The sequence below is a fragment of the Hymenobacter guriensis genome, assembly GCF_015773195.1.
GTDB classification, from domain to species: domain Bacteria; phylum Bacteroidota; class Bacteroidia; order Cytophagales; family Hymenobacteraceae; genus Hymenobacter; species Hymenobacter guriensis.
Map to the genome: position 1 here is coordinate 211,000 of NZ_JADWYK010000002.1, position 18,861 is coordinate 229,860.

Annotated in this window: 13 protein-coding genes; 7 read left to right on the top strand and 6 right to left on the bottom strand. The window is 61.3% G+C overall.

The features are described 5' to 3' along the window. Positions 1–2 precede the first annotated feature (2 nt). Together I5L79_RS04325 and I5L79_RS04330 are read right to left on the bottom strand one after the other, a co-directional pair. Complete coding sequence (locus I5L79_RS04325) at positions 3–353, bottom strand: ArsR/SmtB family transcription factor (protein ID WP_196953807.1); 351 nt, start codon at positions 351–353, stop codon at positions 3–5. Positions 354–539: 186 nt separating this feature from the next. Then, entirely contained in the window at positions 540–935 is a 396-nt protein-coding gene (locus I5L79_RS04330) for a hypothetical protein (RefSeq protein WP_196953808.1), read from the bottom strand. A gap of 241 nt (positions 936–1,176) precedes the next feature. Here I5L79_RS04330 and I5L79_RS04335 point away from each other — a divergent pair, with 241 nt between their 5' ends. Beyond that, positions 1,177–2,190, top strand: a complete 1,014-nt coding sequence (locus I5L79_RS04335) for an NAD(P)/FAD-dependent oxidoreductase (protein WP_196953809.1) — start codon at positions 1,177–1,179, stop codon at positions 2,188–2,190. A 101-nt stretch (positions 2,191–2,291) separates the two neighbouring features. Then, positions 2,292–2,618: a 2Fe-2S iron-sulfur cluster-binding protein gene (locus tag I5L79_RS04340; protein ID WP_196953810.1), complete on the top strand. Its 327-nt coding sequence runs from the start codon at positions 2,292–2,294 to the stop codon at positions 2,616–2,618. A gap of 118 nt (positions 2,619–2,736) precedes the next feature. Here the strand turns inward: I5L79_RS04340 and I5L79_RS04345 are convergent, their stop codons facing one another. The 3 genes from I5L79_RS04345 to I5L79_RS04355 all read right to left on the bottom strand — a co-directional run bounded on the left by I5L79_RS04345 (position 2,737) and on the right by I5L79_RS04355 (position 10,372). After that, positions 2,737–3,204 carry a hypothetical protein gene (locus I5L79_RS04345; protein WP_196953811.1) on the bottom strand — a complete coding sequence of 156 codons (468 nt, stop codon included), beginning with the start codon at positions 3,202–3,204 and terminating at the stop codon, positions 2,737–2,739. A 140-nt stretch (positions 3,205–3,344) separates the two neighbouring features. Then, positions 3,345–9,599, bottom strand: a complete 6,255-nt coding sequence (locus tag I5L79_RS04350; protein WP_196953812.1) for an alpha-2-macroglobulin family protein — start codon at positions 9,597–9,599, stop codon at positions 3,345–3,347. A gap of 161 nt (positions 9,600–9,760) precedes the next feature. Next, positions 9,761–10,372 (bottom strand): DinB family protein, encoded by a 612-nt coding sequence (locus tag I5L79_RS04355; RefSeq protein WP_196953813.1) that lies wholly within the window; start codon positions 10,370–10,372, stop codon positions 9,761–9,763. Between the two features lie 260 nt (positions 10,373–10,632). Between I5L79_RS04355 and I5L79_RS04360 the strand changes: the two genes are divergently transcribed. Both I5L79_RS04360 and I5L79_RS04365 read left to right on the top strand, forming a co-directional pair. After that, positions 10,633–11,991, top strand: coding sequence for a response regulator (locus tag I5L79_RS04360; protein WP_196953814.1), 1,359 nt, complete (start codon positions 10,633–10,635; stop codon positions 11,989–11,991). Between the two features lie 62 nt (positions 11,992–12,053). Beyond that, a complete protein-coding gene (locus tag I5L79_RS04365) occupies positions 12,054–12,770 on the top strand; it encodes a LytR/AlgR family response regulator transcription factor (protein WP_196953815.1) in 717 nt (238 codons plus the stop codon). A 49-nt stretch (positions 12,771–12,819) separates the two neighbouring features. Here the strand turns inward: I5L79_RS04365 and I5L79_RS04370 are convergent, their stop codons facing one another. Continuing rightward, complete coding sequence (locus I5L79_RS04370) at positions 12,820–14,265, bottom strand: hypothetical protein (RefSeq protein ID WP_196953816.1); 1,446 nt, start codon at positions 14,263–14,265, stop codon at positions 12,820–12,822. Positions 14,266–14,943: 678 nt separating this feature from the next. Between I5L79_RS04370 and I5L79_RS04375 the strand changes: the two genes are divergently transcribed. Genes I5L79_RS04375 through I5L79_RS04385 form a run of 3 tightly spaced genes read left to right on the top strand, consistent with a single transcriptional unit; the run spans position 14,944 to position 18,717 of the window. Further along, a complete protein-coding gene (locus I5L79_RS04375) occupies positions 14,944–16,665 on the top strand; it encodes an ABC transporter substrate-binding protein (protein ID WP_196953817.1) in 1,722 nt (573 codons plus the stop codon). 2 nt (positions 16,666–16,667) lie between these two features. Next, the gene (locus I5L79_RS04380) at positions 16,668–17,744 is read left to right on the top strand and encodes an ABC transporter permease (RefSeq protein WP_196953818.1); all 1,077 of its coding nucleotides are present in this window, start codon (positions 16,668–16,670) and stop codon (positions 17,742–17,744) included. After that, positions 17,737–18,717 carry an ABC transporter permease gene (locus I5L79_RS04385; protein ID WP_196953819.1) on the top strand — a complete coding sequence of 327 codons (981 nt, stop codon included), beginning with the start codon at positions 17,737–17,739 and terminating at the stop codon, positions 18,715–18,717. Before I5L79_RS04380 ends, I5L79_RS04385 begins: the two co-directional genes overlap by 8 nt. Positions 18,718–18,861: the final 144 nt, after the last annotated feature.

Consider the following 18,861-nt stretch of genomic DNA (forward strand, 5'->3'; position numbering starts at 1 on the left):
AGTTAGCAGGCGCAGGCCTCCGCCGGCCCGCTGGCGGGAGCAATAGCCACCTCGCCGAAAAAGCCGGCGAACTGCTGCCGGACCTGTTGCAGCAGCTCATAGTTCAGGCAGTAGCAAACGGTGAGGCCGTCGATTTCGCCCCGAATCAGGCCCAGCGCCTTTAGCTCCTGCAGGTGTTGCGACACGGTGGTGCGGCTCAGGGGCAGCTCGGCGGCTATGTCGCCGGAAATGCAGGTTCGTTTGGCGGCCAATAGCTGGATGATGGCCACGCGGGCGGGGTGCGCCAGCGCCTTGGCTACGCGGGCAAGGTCCTGCTGCTGCTGGGTAAACTCCGTGGTTTTGGCGTGCGTCATACGAAGAGCATCTTACTATGACGCAAATATACGACATGGTATGTCGTATATTTGCGTCATAGCGAATTTATTTTTCAACTTCCTCCGAAAAGCCTGCGCTTACTCTCCTACCAAACACAAACTCCGCAGCCGGTCCGGCTGCGGAGTTTGCACAGAATACGATGCACCCTTTTGTATATCAACCAACTACACATCACGCAGCCACTGCGCGGCTACGCTGGCTTGCTCGAAGGGAAAAATCATGGGCCGCTCCTGCCCGCGCAGCTGCAGGCGAGCCGACAGAGTGTTGTAATACTCCGGGGGCGCTACCCAGGCAATGGCTTCTACTCCGGCATCGGCCGCGCGCGGGAAGAACTCCCGCTCAACCCACTCGGCCGCCCCGGTCCAGGGCTTGGTAAGCAGGGAATTGTCGTTCAGGATTTTGCGCAGCTGCAGCTGGTTCACGAAGCCCAGCACAGCGCGGCAACCGGCCGTTACCGTTTGCTGCGTCTGCTCACCGCGCCACTGGTTGTAAAGCCAGCCATTGGCCTCATCGTAATAGATGGTGAGGTACTCGGTATGTGCCAGTGCCGGTAAATTCATGCTACTCCAAACAGTATTCCTGCGCCCGGGCAAACCGGGCTACAGTACTCAACAACATGAGGCCTAACGCGGAGCCACCCCAGTCACTACCACCTCCTGCTCCACCAAATGTAGAAGAAATAGTATAATACAACGCCCTGCAGTGTACCTTTGCGGCCGTTTAGTGCGGCCCGCCAACGTTTTAGCGGGTTTGGGTGTTTAACGCCTGCGCAGCCTTTCCGCGCAGCCTTTTGCTTTCCGTATGAATTCTATTTCCACTGATATCTGCATCATCGGCGCCGGGCCGGTGGGGCTGTTTGCCGTTTTTGAAGCCGGTCTGTTGAAGCTGCGCTGCCACGTGGTGGATGCCCTGCCGCAGGTGGGTGGGCAGCTTTCCGAAATCTACCCAAAAAAGCCGATTTATGACATCCCGGGCTTTCCCGAGGTGCTGGCCGGCGACCTGGTGCGCAACCTCATGCAGCAGATTGCGCCCTTCCACCCCACCTTCACGCTGGGCGAGCGGGTGGAGCGTTACGCCAAGCTCGATGATGGCACGTTCCAGCTCTTCACCACCGACGGCACCGAAATCATCTGCAAAACCATCTGCATAGCCGGCGGGCTGGGCTCCTTCGAGCCCCGCAAGCCGGCCATCGAGGACCTCGAAAAGTTTGAAGGCGGCCGGGGTGTACACTATATGGTGCGCGACCCGGAGCACTTCCGCAACCAGCGCCTGGTTATTGCCGGCGGCGGCGACTCCGCCCTCGACTGGACTATCTTCCTGGCTGATGTGGCGAAGGAAGTGACCCTGGTGCACCGCGGCACTACCTTCCGCGGGGCCGCCGACTCGGCCGAGAAAGTGCAGAAGCTACACGAAGCCGGCAAAGTACGCTTAGTGCTGAGCAGCAACGTGACGCACGTGCACGGCAACGGCCACCTCGAAGCCGTAACCATTACGGCCAACGGCGGCAGCACGGAGTCGGTGGCATTGGACCACTTTATCCCGCTGTTTGGCCTCACCCCCAAGCTCGGCCCGATTGGCGAGTGGGGCCTGGAGCTGCAGGACGATGCGGTGAAGGTGAACACCCTGGATTACTCCACTTCCGAGCCCGGCGTGTTTGCCATCGGCGACATCAATACTTACCCCGGCAAGCTGAAGCTGATTTTGTGCGGCTTCCACGAAGCAGCCCTCATGGCCCAGGGAGCATTCAAATACATCAACCCCGACAAAAAGTACGTACTGAAGTACACCACCGTCAACGGGGTACCCACCTTGTAAGTGAGTTAGTGACTGCGTGATTTAGTGAGTTGATGTTCTCTTGATTACCAACTCACTAAATCACGCAGTCACTCAGTCACCCATTCACTCATTGATATAGCATGACCGACGAAGTACGTGTGTATGTGGAAGAAGCGCCCGGCCAGCGGCGCGAGGTAGTAGCGCCCACTGATATGGGCCTGAGCCTGATGGAAATTCTGAAGGCCGATGGCTACGATATCCAGGCTACCTGTGGCGGCATGGCCCTGTGCGGCACCTGCCACGTGGAAGTGCTGGCCGGCCCCGCCCTGCCCGAGCCCAGCGACGATGAGCTGGCCATGCTGGAAAGCCTGCCGGTGATGACGCAGGGCAGCCGCCTTTCCTGCCAGATTCGTATCACCGAGCGGATGGATGGCCTGGTAGTGCGCCTGATGCCACAGAACGCATAAGAATTACTGATTGCGGCACTTCGTACTATCCGACGAAAAGTTTGAGCAATAAAAAAGACGCGGCCGCAACGGCCGCGTCTTTTTTATTGCTCTGGTTTGCTGCAATTAGAAGGCCCTGCTAGCGCCGGCGCGAAGTAGTTTTTTTCTTTGTTACCCGTTTCTTGCTACTGACCTTACGGCTGGTGGCGGAACGGTGCCGGGTGCGCGTATAGCGGCGGCGCGGGGCGGCGGGGGCAGCCGGCGCGGCAGTGGCTTCAGTGGTGGTTTTCTCGACGGCGGGAGCAGAGACTTCAGCGGCCGGTGCCGGGGCGGCGGCTACGTGCCGGGCCGTGGCGGCAGTTGCCACTGAAGCCGCTGGCTCGGGCTTGGGCGCCGTAGGCTGCATCTTGCGGCGCACGGGCATCAGAAAGTCCCGCTCTACCCGCTCCTGGGCCGTTAGCTTTTCTTCCCCGGGCAAAGCCGGGCGCACGGGCACGGCCACTTTTCCGGCCGTATCGGGGGTGGAAGGAGTCGGCTTTTTCTGGCCTTGAGCCTGTGCTCCGACCCCGCTCAACAACAGCCCCGCACACAGTAATACGATACGCATCAGCTACTTTCTTCGGTTGATGGGAGGGCAAAAGTACCATATCCTCAGCCGAATAACAAGCCACGTCCCAACCGACAGGCTGCAAAGGGCCTTTTCAGCCCTTTGCGCCACGATATTGAAAGTAAAAATGCAATTTCTTCCTATTTCCCTGACTGCTCCCCGATCTGCACCCGCGTACCGGCCGAGTGGGTAGTAAACTCCGGTGCGTAGAGGCACTGCAGCTGCGAGAGGCCACCCGAAAAATCACCGCTCTGGGCGGCCCGCAGACGGTATTCGAAGGTGTGCGTGCCTTTGGGGAAGAAGCCGATAAAGAAGTTGGTGGCCGCGTCGCGGGGGCTTTCGTAGTAGCCTAGCCCGCCTTGGTAGCGGTAGCCCGAAGTCTGGCTGATCAGTTCCAGGCCGGCGGCCCGCTGGTCTTTCAGGTGCACGTATTCCAGGTCGCGGTCGGCACGCAGCACGAGGCGCACCACCAGCACGTCGCCCACCCGCAGGGGCGCGGCGGCGGTGAGGCGCTCCAGCACCGGGCCACCAGCCGTGCGCTGCTCCCGGAAGAGCTGCCGCTCCAGGCTCAGCGCCGTGGTGGCAGGCGTAATTTTATCGAGCTGCTCGAAGTACTGCCAGTAGAGCGCGCCCCAGGCCACCCCAGCAACGGTCTTCTGCACCGAAACCTTGCCCTGGGCTGGCTTCACCTCTGCCGCCGACCACGTGGTTTTGAAGTATCCGGTGCCGGTTTGCTGGGCCATGGGTTTTACCAGTTCCCCTCCTACCCGCACTTGCAGAGGCTGGGTGGGCTGCAGCCAGTCGGAGCCGCGTAGGAGCAGGGCGTAGCAGGCATCGGCGGTGGCGCGGGTGCTTTCCCAGTGCTGGGTCTGCTTTTGCTTGAGCAGCCAGAGCTTCATTTCATCCACCGCTTTCTGGTCGTCCTGCACTTCATCGAATGCCTCGATAAGCGTGGCCTGGGTTTCGGTGGGTGCTTCGCGCCAGTAGTAGCCGCCGGGTACTTCCTTCCAGTACATACCCAGCTCCGGCGAGTGCAGGGCATTTTCGCGCAGAGCCGTGAGGACGTCGCGCACGGCGGTGGGGGCGGCTTTCGTGCGGTGCAAGGCCAACGCCAGTTGGGCCTGGAGGTAACGCGTCTGGGCGGGCCAGTAGGTGGCGGCCTGCTGCTGGTAGTAGGCCTGCGCCGGTTGGGCCGATTTTGCTACAGCCTGCTTCAACCAGAAGCTGCGGGCGTATAAGGCCTGAATCTGAATATCCTGGAGGTGGTCTTTCTTCAGGTCGACTTTCGGCTGTTTGCGCAGCTCGGTGTAGTCGCGCTGCAGTTGCTCATCGAGGTAGCGCAGGGCGTTTTGCAGGACGGGCCGGGCCTGCTCGTCCTGGCTGGCATCGAGGGCGCCCAGCTTCTGCAGCTTGCCAAAACCCGCTACGATGAGCTGGGTGATGTACCGGTCGTCGGGCATCTTCTCAAACCAGGGAAAAGCGCCGTTGGGCTGCTGCATTTTGGATAGCTTGAGCAGGGCGCGGGCAGTTTCGGCGCGCAGGCGGGGCTCATCGAGCAGCTCGGCCAGGCGGCGCATCCGTTCGGTATCGTTCTGAGCATCTCGCACCCAGGGGGTTTCTTGCAGCAGCAGGGCTTTTACTTCCTGGTTTTGCTCCAGCTTGCTGGTAAGGGCCGATTTGTCGCCGGCCTGGGCGGCGCGCTTCCACTCGGCCAGTACGGGCTGCAGCCTGGGGTTCTGCTGCAGAATGCGGGCGGCCAGCAGGTTGGCGTAGAGGCGGCTGAACACCTGCTCGGAGCACTCGTAGGGGTACTCCATCAGGTAAGGCAGAGCCTGCACGGCGTACCAGGCGGGGTTGGGCGTCATTTCCAGCGTGAGCGAGTAGTTACGCCGTGTGCCCGACGTGGTGCTCGTCAGCTTTTTCAGCTCAAACTCCCGCGTAGCCGGCCCCACAATGGGCAGCGGCAGGCTTTCGGTGATGAGGATGCGGTTGAGCAGCACCGGCAGGGTGTTCTCCTCCCCGTCGGAAACAGTTTCTAGTTGCTTGTTTCTAGTTGCTTGTTTTTGGCTTTTGGCTTCTTTCCCCTTCTTCTTGCCAATTCTTGATTCTTGATTCTTACTTCTCAGTTCTGCAGAGGCGACTACGCGGTAGGTAATGGCTTCAAGCGGCATCTGGCCTTCAGCGGTTTCAGGGATGCGCAGGCTCCAGCTTACGGCCGAGCTTTGGTTGGCGGCCAGCTGGAATGCCTGCTGGGCCGCGCCTTGTAGCACCTTGCTTTCGATGGGCTGCTGGGTGCGGGCGTCGAAGAGGAAAAGCTGGGTGGTACCGCTCAGGGGCTGGGCGGTGAGGTTGCTGAGCTTGGCCGAGAAGCGCAGCTGGTCGCCTTCCCGGAAAAAGCGCGGGGCGTTGGGTGTTACCTGCAGGGACTTTTGCGTCACTAGGTCGCGGCGAAGCAAGCCGGTGTGCAGCTCCTGGTCGTGGGCCAGGGCCAAGAGCTGCCAGCGCGTCACGGCTTCGGGCATCTGGAATTCCAGCACGGTTTCGCCCTGGTCGTTGGTGCGCAGCGCGGGCAGCCAGAAAGCCGTTTCGCGAAAATCCTTGCGGGCCTGCACGCTGGAGAGGTCGGGTTGAGCAGGCTTGGGTGCGCCGGCTACCACCACTTCTGCCAGACTCTCATCTTGGGCGTCAGCTACCCGCACAGAAGTTACTGGAGCGGCCATAGCAGCCGATTCCACCTGCACACCGGCAACCTTCCCTTGCAGCATACGACTTACAGTCCCTTTGCCGCGCAGTTCCTTTTGATCTGTCGTTTCATCCTCGCCCAGATAGCCCCACATATGCAGGTGCGGGTAGACGATACTCCAAATGGTCCCGGCTACCGGGTTGCCGTCTAAGAGTTCTGTGGACTCTTCCGTCCTGAACTGCCCATTCCAACCCAAAAGCGCAGGATGGTACGGCTTCGGGAAATCCAGATCCATGAAACTGTGCGGCCGGAACGTGTCCAAGGACTGGTCGTAGAGCGTGGCCAGCAGCTCGACGTTGGCAGGCTTGCCCTCGGCGTTGTGGATGGTAACGCGCCAGGTTTCTTTCTGGCCGGGCTGGAGCTTGTCGCGGAAGGTGGCAATGCTCAGGCGCAACGGCGCGGGCGGCGTGGCCACCTGCACCACGGCATTGTGCAGGTACAGGCGGTTGTCGCGCACCTGGGTGGTATGGATGTAAAGCTGCGTTTCACCAAGAGCTGCAGGCACGGGCACGGTTACCAGGCGCTGCTCGTTGGCGTTCAGCGTCAGCCACTCGCGGCGCAGGGGCTGGCCGGCGGCTTCTACTTCCACCAGTACCCGGGCGCCGGCTTCGCTGCCGCCTACCAGGAACTGGGCTGCTTGACCGGGGGGCACGCTGTCCTGCAGAGCCACAAACCAATCGGTGGTGGGCACGGGCAGCTCATTAGCCGAGGGAGTGTAGAGCGTGAAGCGCTGCTCGGTTTTGGCGGGCTGCTCCGCCGAGGTGGCGGTGGCTTCGAGCACATAGCGGCCGGGTTGCTGCCTGGTTAGCGCAGCGGCCAACTCTGGTAGCAGAGGCGTGGTATTGGTATCAAAGTCCTGGGTGAAGACCTCCGTGCGCGCCCAGGTGCTGTCGTTGTCTTCTTTCCCGTAGGCATCCAGCGGAAAACGGCGCTTGAACTCTTCGCGACTGAGGGCTTCGCGCTCGGGCCGCTCCCAGGCGCGGGGGCGGAAGGCGTGGGCGGGTGGCGTGAGACGGTAGAGGCGCAGCTGGCCCTTCGCAGGGCGGGCTTCGCCGGTGGCGTTGGTGCTCAGCAGCCGCAGAGCCGGCAGCTTTTCGCGGTTCAGGAGCTCCGGCACTTCCAACTGCAGCGTGAGGGCCGCGTTGCCCAGGCTGATAGTTTGCTGACCGGTACGGGTTTCGCCGGCGGCATCCGTTACGTCGGCCGTTACTTCAAACACGTAGCCGGGGCCCCAGCCGCCGCGCTTGTTGGCGGCAGCCTCACTCTGCGCAGTAAAATTGACGGTGAATCCGCCCGCCGAATCGGTTTGGGTGGTGCCGTTGCTGATTTCCACTTCTGCCCGGCCATAGGGGCCCGGAAAACTCATCCGGCCGCTGTACGGACGGTACAGGGGCCAGAACGTGCGGCGCATCACGCGGTAGCGCACCGTGGCACCATCCACGGGCTGCCCGGCGTAGGCCGTGGCCTGGCCGCGCACCGCTACGGGCTGGCCCAGTACGGGCGTGCCTTTTACGGGTTCAAACGTGACCTGGAAGGTGGGCCGCTTGTAGTCTTCCACCGCGAAGCTCGCGCTACCATTATCAGTCTGCAGGCTCATTTCTCCGTTCAGCAAGCCCGTAGGCAGCACCACCGAGCCGTGGAAAGAGCCGAAGTCGGAGCTGGTGAAGGGCAGCGTCTGCACGGTCTGACCGTTTACGTCCACGAGCCGCACCGAAACGGGCTGCCCGGTGAGCAGGCGGGATTTGCCGGCCTGGGTTTCCGTCAGGATGCCTTTGAAGTAGAGCGTCTGGCCGGGGCGGTAGATGGCGCGGTCGGTGTACAGAAAAGTGCGGCGCTGGAGCTGCTCCTCGTCCGGGCGGTAGCGCGGGCCGTAGTAGCCGCCTTCCTCGATCAGCAAAGAATCGGCGCCTTTGGTCAGTAGCAGCGCCCGTAGGTGGATATTCTCGCCGGTAACCATTCCCATAGCAACCTGGGCCTGGCCCTCGGCATCGGTGGTTACGTTCGTGCCCCGCCGCTGCTTGTAGTTGCGGCTGGGCTGGTCGTAGTACTGCATGAAAGGCAGCACGCTGGCCCCGGCCAGTGGCTGGCCGCTCTGCCGGTGCAGCACCAGCACCTGCGGACCGGACTGCGTGTTGGCGTTGCGGCGCACTAGGCTCAGCTCGCTCACGTGCAGCTCTCCGTACTCGGTGGACACGCCAGGCTTGTCTTTGGTGGGAGTATCAGCAGCCGTGCTGAGCACAATCAGATAGTGCCCCAACGGCAGCGCCGGGCCGGCCTGTTGCACACTGTGCGCCCGATAATCGGCGGGGCCCGCAACGGGCAGCGTCCACGCAGCGGCGGGCTTGGCGGCCAGCACGCGGGCGTAGCGCTGCTGCCAGGTGCGGGGCTTCGGGTTTACCTGTTCCAAGTGGCGCACGACCTGGGCGCTGCTGACGCGGTAAGCCGTAGCATATAGCTGCGGAGCGTTGCGCACCTCCAGCTTCAGCAGCCAGGGCTTATTAGGCAGCACGACCTCCTCGGTGGTAAAGTGCAGGGCCACGGCTTCGATACCAAGGCGCAGGTTGCGGGCCTGCTGCGCCCCGAGAGATTTGGGGTAGGCTTTTTCGGCGGCTAGCGCCAGTTCACGGGCTTTGGCAGGGTTGGTTTCGCGGAGCACGTTGGCCTGCTCAAACATAAACCGGCTGGCAATAGGCAGGGCACGATACGTATCGATAGCGCGCACCAGAGCTGCTTCGTACAGCGCGTCCTGGTCGGGCATTTCGGCATGCTCGCGCACAAAGCGCAGGCGGGCTAGGTCCACGTCGGCGAGGGCAGCGGGGTTGGCGGCCTCGCGGAGGCGGAAGGCCGTGAGTTCTTGCAGCACCAGTAGCACGTGGTACTGGCCGTTAAGCGAATCAGCCAGCGGGGTGGTCAGCTTCAGTTGGGCAAACTCGGCAGCAGAGCCGAACAGAGTTGGGTTGGTCAGCTTAAACTGCTCGGCGGGCTGGGTTACGTAATACTCATCGTTGCCGAGGCCCTCAATGGCGCGGTGGGCCAGCAGGTCGTAGAGGGTGGGCACTAGGGTAAGGCTCTCGACGTCGCCACCCGTCACGGCGTAGCCAAGCCGGGCCAGGGGCAGTTGCTGCTGGCGGCCGGGCTCTTCCTTCACCGAGGCGCGGTAGTGCCGCACCACGGCGCTGCCGAGACGGGCGGCATCCCAGGTGCGCAGGTCCTGGGCGCTGGTATCGGTGGGCGCCGCATTTTCGGTAGCGCCGCTGGTACGGTCGTAAAGCTGGTAGCGGTGCTCCTGGTAGTAGGTAACGTAGAGCTGGCCCAAGAGGCTGTGAAGAATGGGCCGGGCCGGGAACTGCGCGGTTTTCAGGTCGGCTTCCAGCAAGGCAATGGCCTTCACGTCGGCTTCTTCCTCTTTGGCTTCCAGCAGCCGCAGCTTGTAGAGCAGGGCGCGCAGGTACTCGGGCGTATCCTGGCGCTGGCGGGCGGCGCGGTACAGCTCGTCGACCAGCCTGGCGGCCGAGGTGGTTTGGTTCTTCGCCAGCAGGGCATCTACCTGCTGCCATTTTTTAGGGTCGGGGCCGGCGGGTGGCGTGGGCGCCGAAGAACCAGTGGAGAACAGCATCAACAGGGAAAAGCAAGCCAGCAGGAAGAAACGCATGAGCCGATAACGCGCGAAACGCATGGGTAAGTACAGACATAGATGCACGGATCCAGCCAAAAGCACACACGCAGCCGAAAAATGTGCGCAAATAACCTCAACCGTTATGCTCCGCCCAACGAAAACGCCCGCTTCCGGAGTGACAGAAGCGGGCGTTTTCGTTATTCGGTTTCGAAGGTGGCGGGCCGGGCCGAGCCGGCGGCGGGCTTGGTGTCGAGCACCTGCTCGGCCTGCAGCAGGTGGCGGTCCAGGTGCAGCACCAGCGCCTCCAGCTGGTCGGTGAGGCGGATGCGCAGCAGTGGAAACACGGGGTTGGGAATGCGCACCCGGTTGGCGTTGATTTCGCGGGCCACGGCAATAATGCGCAGCAGTTCATCGAGCTGCCGGCCAAATACCTCCACCACGGTTCGCGGCAGCCGCGAGCCGCTGGGCGCGTACTGCTGCGGAGTTTTCAGGGGTTTTTCGCTGGCGGGCGTCCGCATGGCCTCCACCAGCTTGCTGCCGAAGTACCCGTGTTTTACCTGCTCGGCGGGGCGGCTGCCGCGCTGGCGGGCCAGGCGCACGCGTCGCATCATATCGGGCAGGTAGTGGCCGCCCATAATGTTGAGGTGCTCCAGGCACTGGCCTACGCTCCACTTGCCGGGGTGCGGGCGGCGGTTCAGCTCCTGGATGTCGAGCTGGCGAAAACGCGCATTATTTATTTCCTGGGCGCGGCGGATGCTTTTTTCCAGCTGGTCGAGAAATTCAGTAGTGCGGGTGGGAGAGGCAGACATACGGACAGGAGGATAGCAGTGGCAGCGAGGCAAGGTACGCGTCTCAGCGCGTTTAGCCAACCTTTTGCCGGCCAAAGCCCGCGCCGCCTTCCGAGGTTTCTGCGGCATTCCGCTTTATCTTGGCCCCGGAGGCCGCTAGCCCTTGCTCCGGCCAGACTTGGATGGCCGCGGCAACCCACCCATAACTCAGCTGCAGGCTTCCCTCCTGCCGGAACTGCTTGCCTTGGGGCCGGGCTTCCGGCTTTTCCCGCCTGAATTGTATGTCTATGCGCTGTATGGGGCTTTTGCTAACCGAATGGAGTACCAGCCTGATCTGCCCCGCCCAGCAGTACCTGTTGGTGCCGGCCGTCGGCAACAAGCCTTTGGCGGCGCTATTTTTCGCTCATACCCCCCTGGTTTTGCACATTCACGCTGCTTTTTGGCATACTGTCTGGGTTGGGGCACTGCTAATTCTGGGGTTAATGGTGGTTGGCTACGTTCTGCTGCGGGCGGCGCGGCGGCGCGAGCAGAAGTTAAGACAGACACTGCAGCAGCGTGCCGTCGAACTGGCCGAAGCCCGCGCCGCGGCGGAGTCCTCCCGGCTGGCCAAATCCCGCTTCCTGGCCGATATGAGCCACGAAGTTCGTACTCCGCTGAACGCTGTGCTGGGCCTCTCTCACCTGCTGCAGCAAAGTCCGCTGACACCTGGGCAACTGGAGGACCTTACCGCGTTGCAGGGAGCTTCGCATACGTTGCTCACGCTGTTCAATGACCTGCTCGACGGCTCCCGAACCGATGCCGGCCAGCCGGATCCGACGGCCGCGCCGTTTCAGCTGCCCACGATATTGCAGCCGTTTGAGCCCCCTCTGCGGGTGTTGGTAGCCGAAGACAACGGTCTTAACCAGCTGGTGGCCCGCCGCACCCTCGAAGCCTGGAATGTGGAGGTGACGGTGGCAGCCAACGGCCGCTTGGCCGTGGAGGCCGCCCTGCACCAGCCCTTCGATGCGGTGCTAATGGACGTGAACATGCCCGAAATGGATGGCTATGAGGCTACCCGGGAGCTGCGTCGTCACTTCCCGGATGCTCAACAGCTGCCCATCCTCGGTCTTACGGCAGCTATTTTGCCCGAGGACCGCGCGTTGGCCCTGGCCGCCGGCATGAACGACGCCCTGCCCAAGCCGTTTGAGCCGGCTGTGCTCTACACCGCGCTGGCTCACTGCACCGGCCGGGCCACTGCGGCCGGGCCACCGGAGCCAACCGCCTCATCTCCCGTTCCCCTCATTCAAACCGAACTGCGCCCCGACTGGAGTTTGCTGGAAGAGCTGGCGGGCGCTAACACTACCTTCATGGTGCGGGTGCTGGAAACGTTTCTGCGTGAGGCGCCCCGGCAGCTGACGGCCCTACTGGCCGCTTCTCAGCGCCCCGACCTGCCGCAACTGGCCCGCGAAGCCCACAAACTGAAAGGCCAGCTGGCGTATTTTGGCCTGCAGAGCCTCACGCATAACCTGGAGCAGCTGGAAATTTCGGCCAAAGCCGATAACCCGGAGGCCGTGCGCACAGTTGAGCTTATCGAGCAGCAGTTTCGGCAAGTGCTGCCGCTTGTTCAGGCCCGCCACGACGAACTGGCTGCCTCGGTCTGACTCCTGAAATTCGTTTGGGCCGCGTACCTTGTGGCCACTCTCTTAATCTCCTTTCCTGCTTTATGCCCGTACCCGCTGCTCCTCTCCGCTGCCTTATCGTTGATGATGACCCACTGGCGGTGCAGATTGTCGAGAATTGCATTGTCAATACGCCGTTTCTGCAGGCTGTGGGGCACTATAACAGTTCGGTGGAGGCCGCTGAGTTCCTGCGCACCTCTCCCGTGGACGTGCTGTTTCTGGACGTGGAGATGCCGCTGATGTCGGGTATCGAGCTGCTGCGGGCCCTGCCCAGCCCGCCCCTCGTAGTGCTTATCACGTCCAGCAAGGAGTATGCGGTAGAGGCATTTGAGTTTTCGGTGGTCGATTATCTGGTGAAGCCCATCAGCTACGCCCGCTTCCTGAAAGCCGCCCAGAAAGCCCTCGACCAGTTCACCAACAACGCCCCGGAACCGGGTGCCGCCGAATCAAGCGAGTTCACCTTTGTGAAGGTGGACAACAAGCTGGTGAAGGTGCTCTTCGACGAAGTGCGCTACGTGGAGGCCCTGGGCGACTACGTGCACATCGTTACGGGCCAGAGCAAGCTCATCGTGTATAGCACCATGCGGGCCGTGGAAGAGAAGTTTCCGCCGGCGCTGTTCGTGCGCGTGCACCGCTCCTTTATCGTGGGCATGAAGTGGATTCAGGCTATTGAAGACAACGCTATCAACATCGACCACAAGCTGATTCCCATCGGCCAGACATACATGCGCGACGTCACGCAGCGCCTCAACAAGTTCTGACCGACGCTGCTCTGACTTCGCTGCGGCTTGCCGAATTACATAACGGAGCTTACTGCTCCACCTGCTCCATCAGGTGCAGCGTGAGTTGCCACAGGTTTTCGTACGGAATGATTTCGATACCCGCAAAGGCTTCGCCGGGCATGGGCGTCTGAGCAAGTTTGGCCAGCAGGGGCTGCCCCTTGCGGCGGCACAGAGCCTCATCAAAGTTCTCGGTGACGGTGAGCTGCAGCAGACGGAAGAATAACCGCCCGCGCAGGGCAGCGGCCTCCCGCAGGTGGGTGCCAGCGTATTTGCGCAGGCCCTCCAGGCGCGACAGTACTTCTTCCAAGTTACGCTGCTTGAGGTAATACAGAAACTGCAGGATCAGGATGGCCACGTTCAGGCCCTGCTTGTCGCGGCTGTACTCGGGCAGAACATGCATTAGCTGGGCAAAGTGCAGGTTGCGTACCGGCAGGTTTTCGGGCGCCACAAAGTACAGATAGGCCCGGTACAGCTCCCACCGCTGCTGAGCCGCCGTGCGCAGCTTGCTGAAAAACGGGTTGTCGAAGGCCATTTTCAGCAGCTCGGTGGCCTTGCCATATGCGCTTGCGTGCATAGCCAGCAGCAGGTAGTGCTCCATGAACACAAACCAGTTGCCGGATGAGCGGTGAAAGGCGCTCAGATACTGCGCTGCCAGTTCCAGCCCGGCCTGCAGACGCCGGGCCTGCAGGTGGGCAAAAACGCTGTAAAACATATTGTAGCGCCGGTCGAAGCGCTTGGCGTTCAGCTTGCCGGCCTCCCACAGCTTTTCCGACTCGCTGGTCGTCTGAATAATGCCTTCGTAGTCCCCGCTGAGCTCCTGCTGCATCAGGCGCAGCTTGTAGAGGTGGTCGTACACCCGGAACACGGGCGCCTGGGCGTATAGCACTTCCATCTGGCGCACAAACTCCGGCAGCTTGGTAAGCAGCTGCTGCCGGATGCGCACTTTATCGGAAAGCATCATTTTGGCCTCCCAGAAAATTTCGCTGGCCTGCTGCTCGATGTGCAGCAGCCGCTCCGCCGCTCCCAGCTGCTTTACTGCGTGCCGGTATTTGCCGGCCTGGCGCTGCTCGGCATAAATCTGCCGCAGTCCCAGCAGGCTGGTTACCTCGTGCTGGTTGAACTCGCCCTCGGCGGCCAGCCGCTGGCACCGCCGGTACAGCTTCTCAGACATTACGTACTCGCCCTCCCGCAGCAGTACGCCGGCCTGGTACAGCAAGTCCAGACACTCCTGCTCGTAGCGCCGGTACACCGGGTGGCGGGCATCTGTATAATCCAGAAAAAACAGATTATTGAACAGCTTATGCTGCACCCGGGATTTGAGCTTGCGCAAGGCCGTTTGATTGACGGCGCTGCCGCTACCGTACAGCTCCCGTACGGCTTGCAGCATCGTCACGCTGTCGCGCGTCTGCAGCAGATGCAGTAGCTGCAACTCTTTACTCTGGGTGGGCTTCTGAGTAAAGTCTAATAACGGCATCACTTTCTGCCGTCTATTAGTCACAATTCGGGCAATAGACGCCAATTCTTTCATCTAACCTCCCTTAGTAAGTGATTCAAGCCAACCGTGATGCCAGGCAGGTTTCACCAGGCACTTACTTCTTACTCTCTGAGAGAAACACAATATTTATTGTGTTAACCCCGGCCTCCAGGCGCCAACAACGTGTCACAAGATTAGCTATATTTTAGCATACGTCCATATTATTTACTAACTTCTGTAATTAAAAAAGGAAGAAGGCAATAACTTGAATAGAAAAAAATACAATTGAGTTAAACCATAGTTATAGTCCCATTTACAGACATACCTTCCTTTACTTCGGCCAAATTTCAGGGGAAATTCGAAACAAATCTTCACTTCTCTCCACCTCACTACAGTAAGCGTGTCATGTTAGAACTTATTGCACTCGTCCTTCTGCAGTTGGCTACTTTCCTAAATAAGCCTAATGGTACAGTTGCCCCCAAGCCCATAAATACCCTTGAAACGGGCGGTGGTAGCTGGGGTGAAGGCCAAGCAACCTCCACTACTCCTCCGGCGGCAACCGGTGGCGGCAGCTGGGGCGAAGGCCAGGTAAGCAAGCCCTAAAACCCGCATTTCGCTGAGGCCATTCCAAAACTTGGGTATCTTGCCAGGCAGCCGGCAACATCCGGCCCTACCCTGATGCTTGGATTGTGGTTCCGCACGGCGTTGCTGGTTTTACTGCTTGGCTCCTGTAAGCCGGCTACTCCTCCTGCGGCCCAGGTACGTATCCGCTGGCCCCGCGACCCGGAGTCCCTGCACCCGCACATGTTGGCCAATGCTATGGCCGTTCAGGCCATTAACCTCACGTATCAGAGTTTATTAGCCGTTGATGCCTCCCGGCAGCAACTCGTTCCTTTGTTAGCCGATTCGTTGCCCGCGGTGCGGCGCAACGGGTCGGCTTCCTTTTTCTCCTACCGAATCCGTCCTCAGGCTACCTGGGACGACGGGCAGCCTATACTGGCAGCCGATGTGGCATTCAGCCTGCGCGCTATGCGTTGCCCCGACTTGCCCAACGAGCGGATGCAGGCCCAGTACGGTTTCATTCAGGACATTAAGATTTCAGCCGCTGACCCGCGCCGCTTTACGCTGGTGTGCGCCCCCTATGCCCCGGACTATCGGATGCTGTCAGGGGATTTCGCCATTCTGCCCGAGCACCTGCTTGATTCTGCCCACACGCTGCGTACGCTGCCGCTGACCGGCATCGACTCCGTGGCGGCAGCGCGACCGGCCGTGGCGGCTGTCATTCAGCGGCTGGCGGCGGCCGGGCTCGAACGTTCGCCCGGCCGGTATGGCAGCGGTCCTTATCAGCTGAAAACCTGGCAAACCGGTCAGCAACTGACCTTGCAGCGCAAGCACCCGTGGTGGGGTGACCCTCTGCAGGCCACGGAACCCCAGCTCACGGCCCGCCCCGAACAGATTCGCTTTCAGATAATTCCCGACCAAACCGCCGCCCTGCTGGCTTTGCGCCGCCAGGAAGTAGACGTGTACGCCGGAATTCCACCGGCTGATTTTGCCCGTCTCCGGCAGTCGGCTGCCGATACTGCGCGCCTGGGCCTGTACACACCCGACTCCTATGAGATGGTAACGGCCGGCTTCAACACGCGACGGCCGGTTTTGCGGCAGAGCCTCACACGGCAGGCCATCAGTTGCTTATTTGATGTAGAAGGTATTTTAAATGGGGCGCTGCATCAGCAAGGGTATGCCAGCGTGGGCATGATCAGCCCGCACCAGCCCGTCTTTTACAACGACAGCCTGCCAGCGGACACCTTCAACCCAACGGCTGCTATAACCTACCTGCAGCAAGCCGGCTGGCGCCGCCAGCCTGACGGCACGTGGCAGCAGCTTGGAACCGATGGCAAGCCTTTGCCGCTGACCTTCGCTATTTCATACCGGGCGGGCAATGCCGCCTATGAGTTTATTGCGCTGCAGGTACGTACGGCGGCGGCGCGCCTGGGTATTGCGGTGCAGCTACGCCCGGCAGAAAGTGCCCTGCTCACGCAGCAGCTGCAAGCCGGCGAATTTGACGTGTACCTGCGCTCTGTGGTAGGCAACCCGTTTGCGCATAACTTTATTCCGCTGCTACACTCGGCCAGCACGGGCACGGCCGGCGGCAACTACACCGGTTTCGGCTCCCCGGCGTCCGACCGGCTGCTGGAACGGCTGGCAGCTGCCGAGGACACACTCAGCAAACGCAAGCTCCTGCGCCAGTTTCAGCGCGTGCTCCAGCGGGAGCGGCCGTTGCGGGTGCTTTACTTCATGCGCAACCCCATAGCCGTGTCGAAGCGTTTTACCAATTTGGGCTTGTCGAGCTTGTCGCCGGGCTACGAGGTAGCGGGGTTTGTGGAGAAGCCGCAGCCTTAAGTATGCGGGGGCGGGTGCTGTATCGGCTGCTCAGGCCTCTGCTACTGGGGTGGCTGCTGCTTTCGGTGGTATTCCTGCTCAGCCGGCTGGCCGGCTTCGGCAGCACAGTGGATCTTACGCCCGAAACCGACATTTTATCGTCACGGCAGTTTGAGCGCCAACAAGCCCAACAAGCTTTGCAGAAGCGCCTGGGTTTGAATTTACCGCTGTTTTACCTGTCGGTCGTTCCCCATCCTTCCTACGGCCCGTGGCTGCTGGCAGTGCGCTGGCATGGTCGCCACAACCAATACCATCAATGGCTGCGGCAGCTGGCGGCGGGCAGCCTCGGCAGCTCCTACCGGGACGGACAACCGGTAACATCTATTATCAGTGAAGCCTTGCCCAACACACTCCGTCTTACGCTGCCGGCAGCCGCAAGCTCGGTAGGGCTGACCCTCTGGCTGGGACTACGGCTGGCCCGACGGCGGTGGTGGCGCACCTGGGTGCTGAGTTTGTGCGTGGCGCTGGATGCGGCCCCGCTTTTCCTGGTTGCCACGGCCCTGCTGCTGCTGCTCGCCAACCCCGACGCTTTTCCGCTGTTTCCGGCTTACGGCTTGCCGGAGTCAGCTGGCACCGAAAGCTTGTGGGAATCAGGCACCCGGCACCTGTACTACTATGCGCTGCCCATTGGCAGTTTGCTGCTCGTGACGGTACCCGGCCTGGTCTTGCAGCTGGTGGCAGCACTGGAGCAGGAAGCCGGAAGCCAGTACGTGGTAACGGCACGAGCGAAGGGACTATCAGACAGGCAAGTACTGCGGGGTCACGTGCTGCGCAATGCCGCGCTGCCGTTTATCACCCTGCTCACCGATCTGCTGCCGGCGCTGCTGGCCGGCGCGGTAGTGGTAGAAGTAATTTTTGCGCTGCCCGGAATGGGTCGACTGCTGGCCGAAGCCGCCGCCGCGCGCGACTACCCCGTGCTGCTGGGCGGCGTGGCCCTGGTAGCAGCGGCCCGGCTGATATCCTACTGGCTGGCCGACGCCCTCTATGCCTGGGCAGACCCGCGCCTGCGCCGCCAGACTACTTTGCCAACTCATGCATAGGCCATGGTACCGGTGGATAGCCCTCGGTTGGCTGGCGCTGATAGTTCTGGCCGCCGCCAGTGCCAGTTGGCTGCCGTTGCCGTTTCAGCCTGGTCAAACCGATACGGCCTCTATAGCTACTGCACCCAGCGCGGCTACCCAACACTGGCTGGGAACCGATGCGCTGGGCCGCGACGTGCTGGCCGAACTGCTTTATGGCAGCCGCACGCTAGTAGGAGTAAGCCTGCCCGCTACCGCACTATTGACGCTGCTGGCGGTTCTTCTGGGCGCCACCGCAGGCTACTGGGGCAACACCCGGCTCCGTCTGACGCGGGCGCAGTGGCTGGGTGGTAGTTATGCTACCTTACTAACTGCGCTGTATCTGCTATTACCAAGAACTGGTGGAGCCACCATGATGGCGTGGCTGCTGTGGCTGCTCATTGGTGGGGCACTGGCATGGGGGCTAGGCCGTACAGGTTGGGGACGTGCCAGGGAAGCCGTGCCGCTGGATAGCTGGATCCTGGGCATAGCAGCCATCCTAGGGTCCGTTCCCCGGCTCATTCTGCTGGTGATTCTGGCGGCGGTAATGCCTTTTTCCGTGGTATCAGCTATCCTGATGTTGGGGATGCTGTTCTGGCCGGGCATGATGCGGCTGGTACGGGCCGAGATGCTGCGGATGAAGGCCTTGCCCTACCTGGAGGCTGCCCGGGCGCTGGGCCTTACGGATACCCAGATTATGTGGCGGCATGCCTGGCCGGCCCTGCGCGGTTTGGTGGCTACGTCCTCCCTGCTCTACCTCACCGTTGTTATCGGTCTTGAAACCACTCTTTCCTTTTTAGGTATTGGCCTGCCCGCCGAGCAAGCAAGCTGGGGCCATCTGCTAGCCGCCGCCCGGCTAGCCCCGGAAGCCTGGTGGGTAGCGGCCTTCCCGGGTGTAAGCCTTTTGCTGACGCTACTCAGCCTACGGGTTGTAGCCCGGAAGAAAATAATATAGTCCGCAACGTGCTGAAATACTCCTGACACATGTCACAATCAGGCAGTAAACAAACAGTCTGGTGACGCGCCATACAAAGCCTCTGTACCGTTTTACCTTAAAGCCCTTCTCAAAAAGGAGCCTATACCTTCATTATTCCTATGT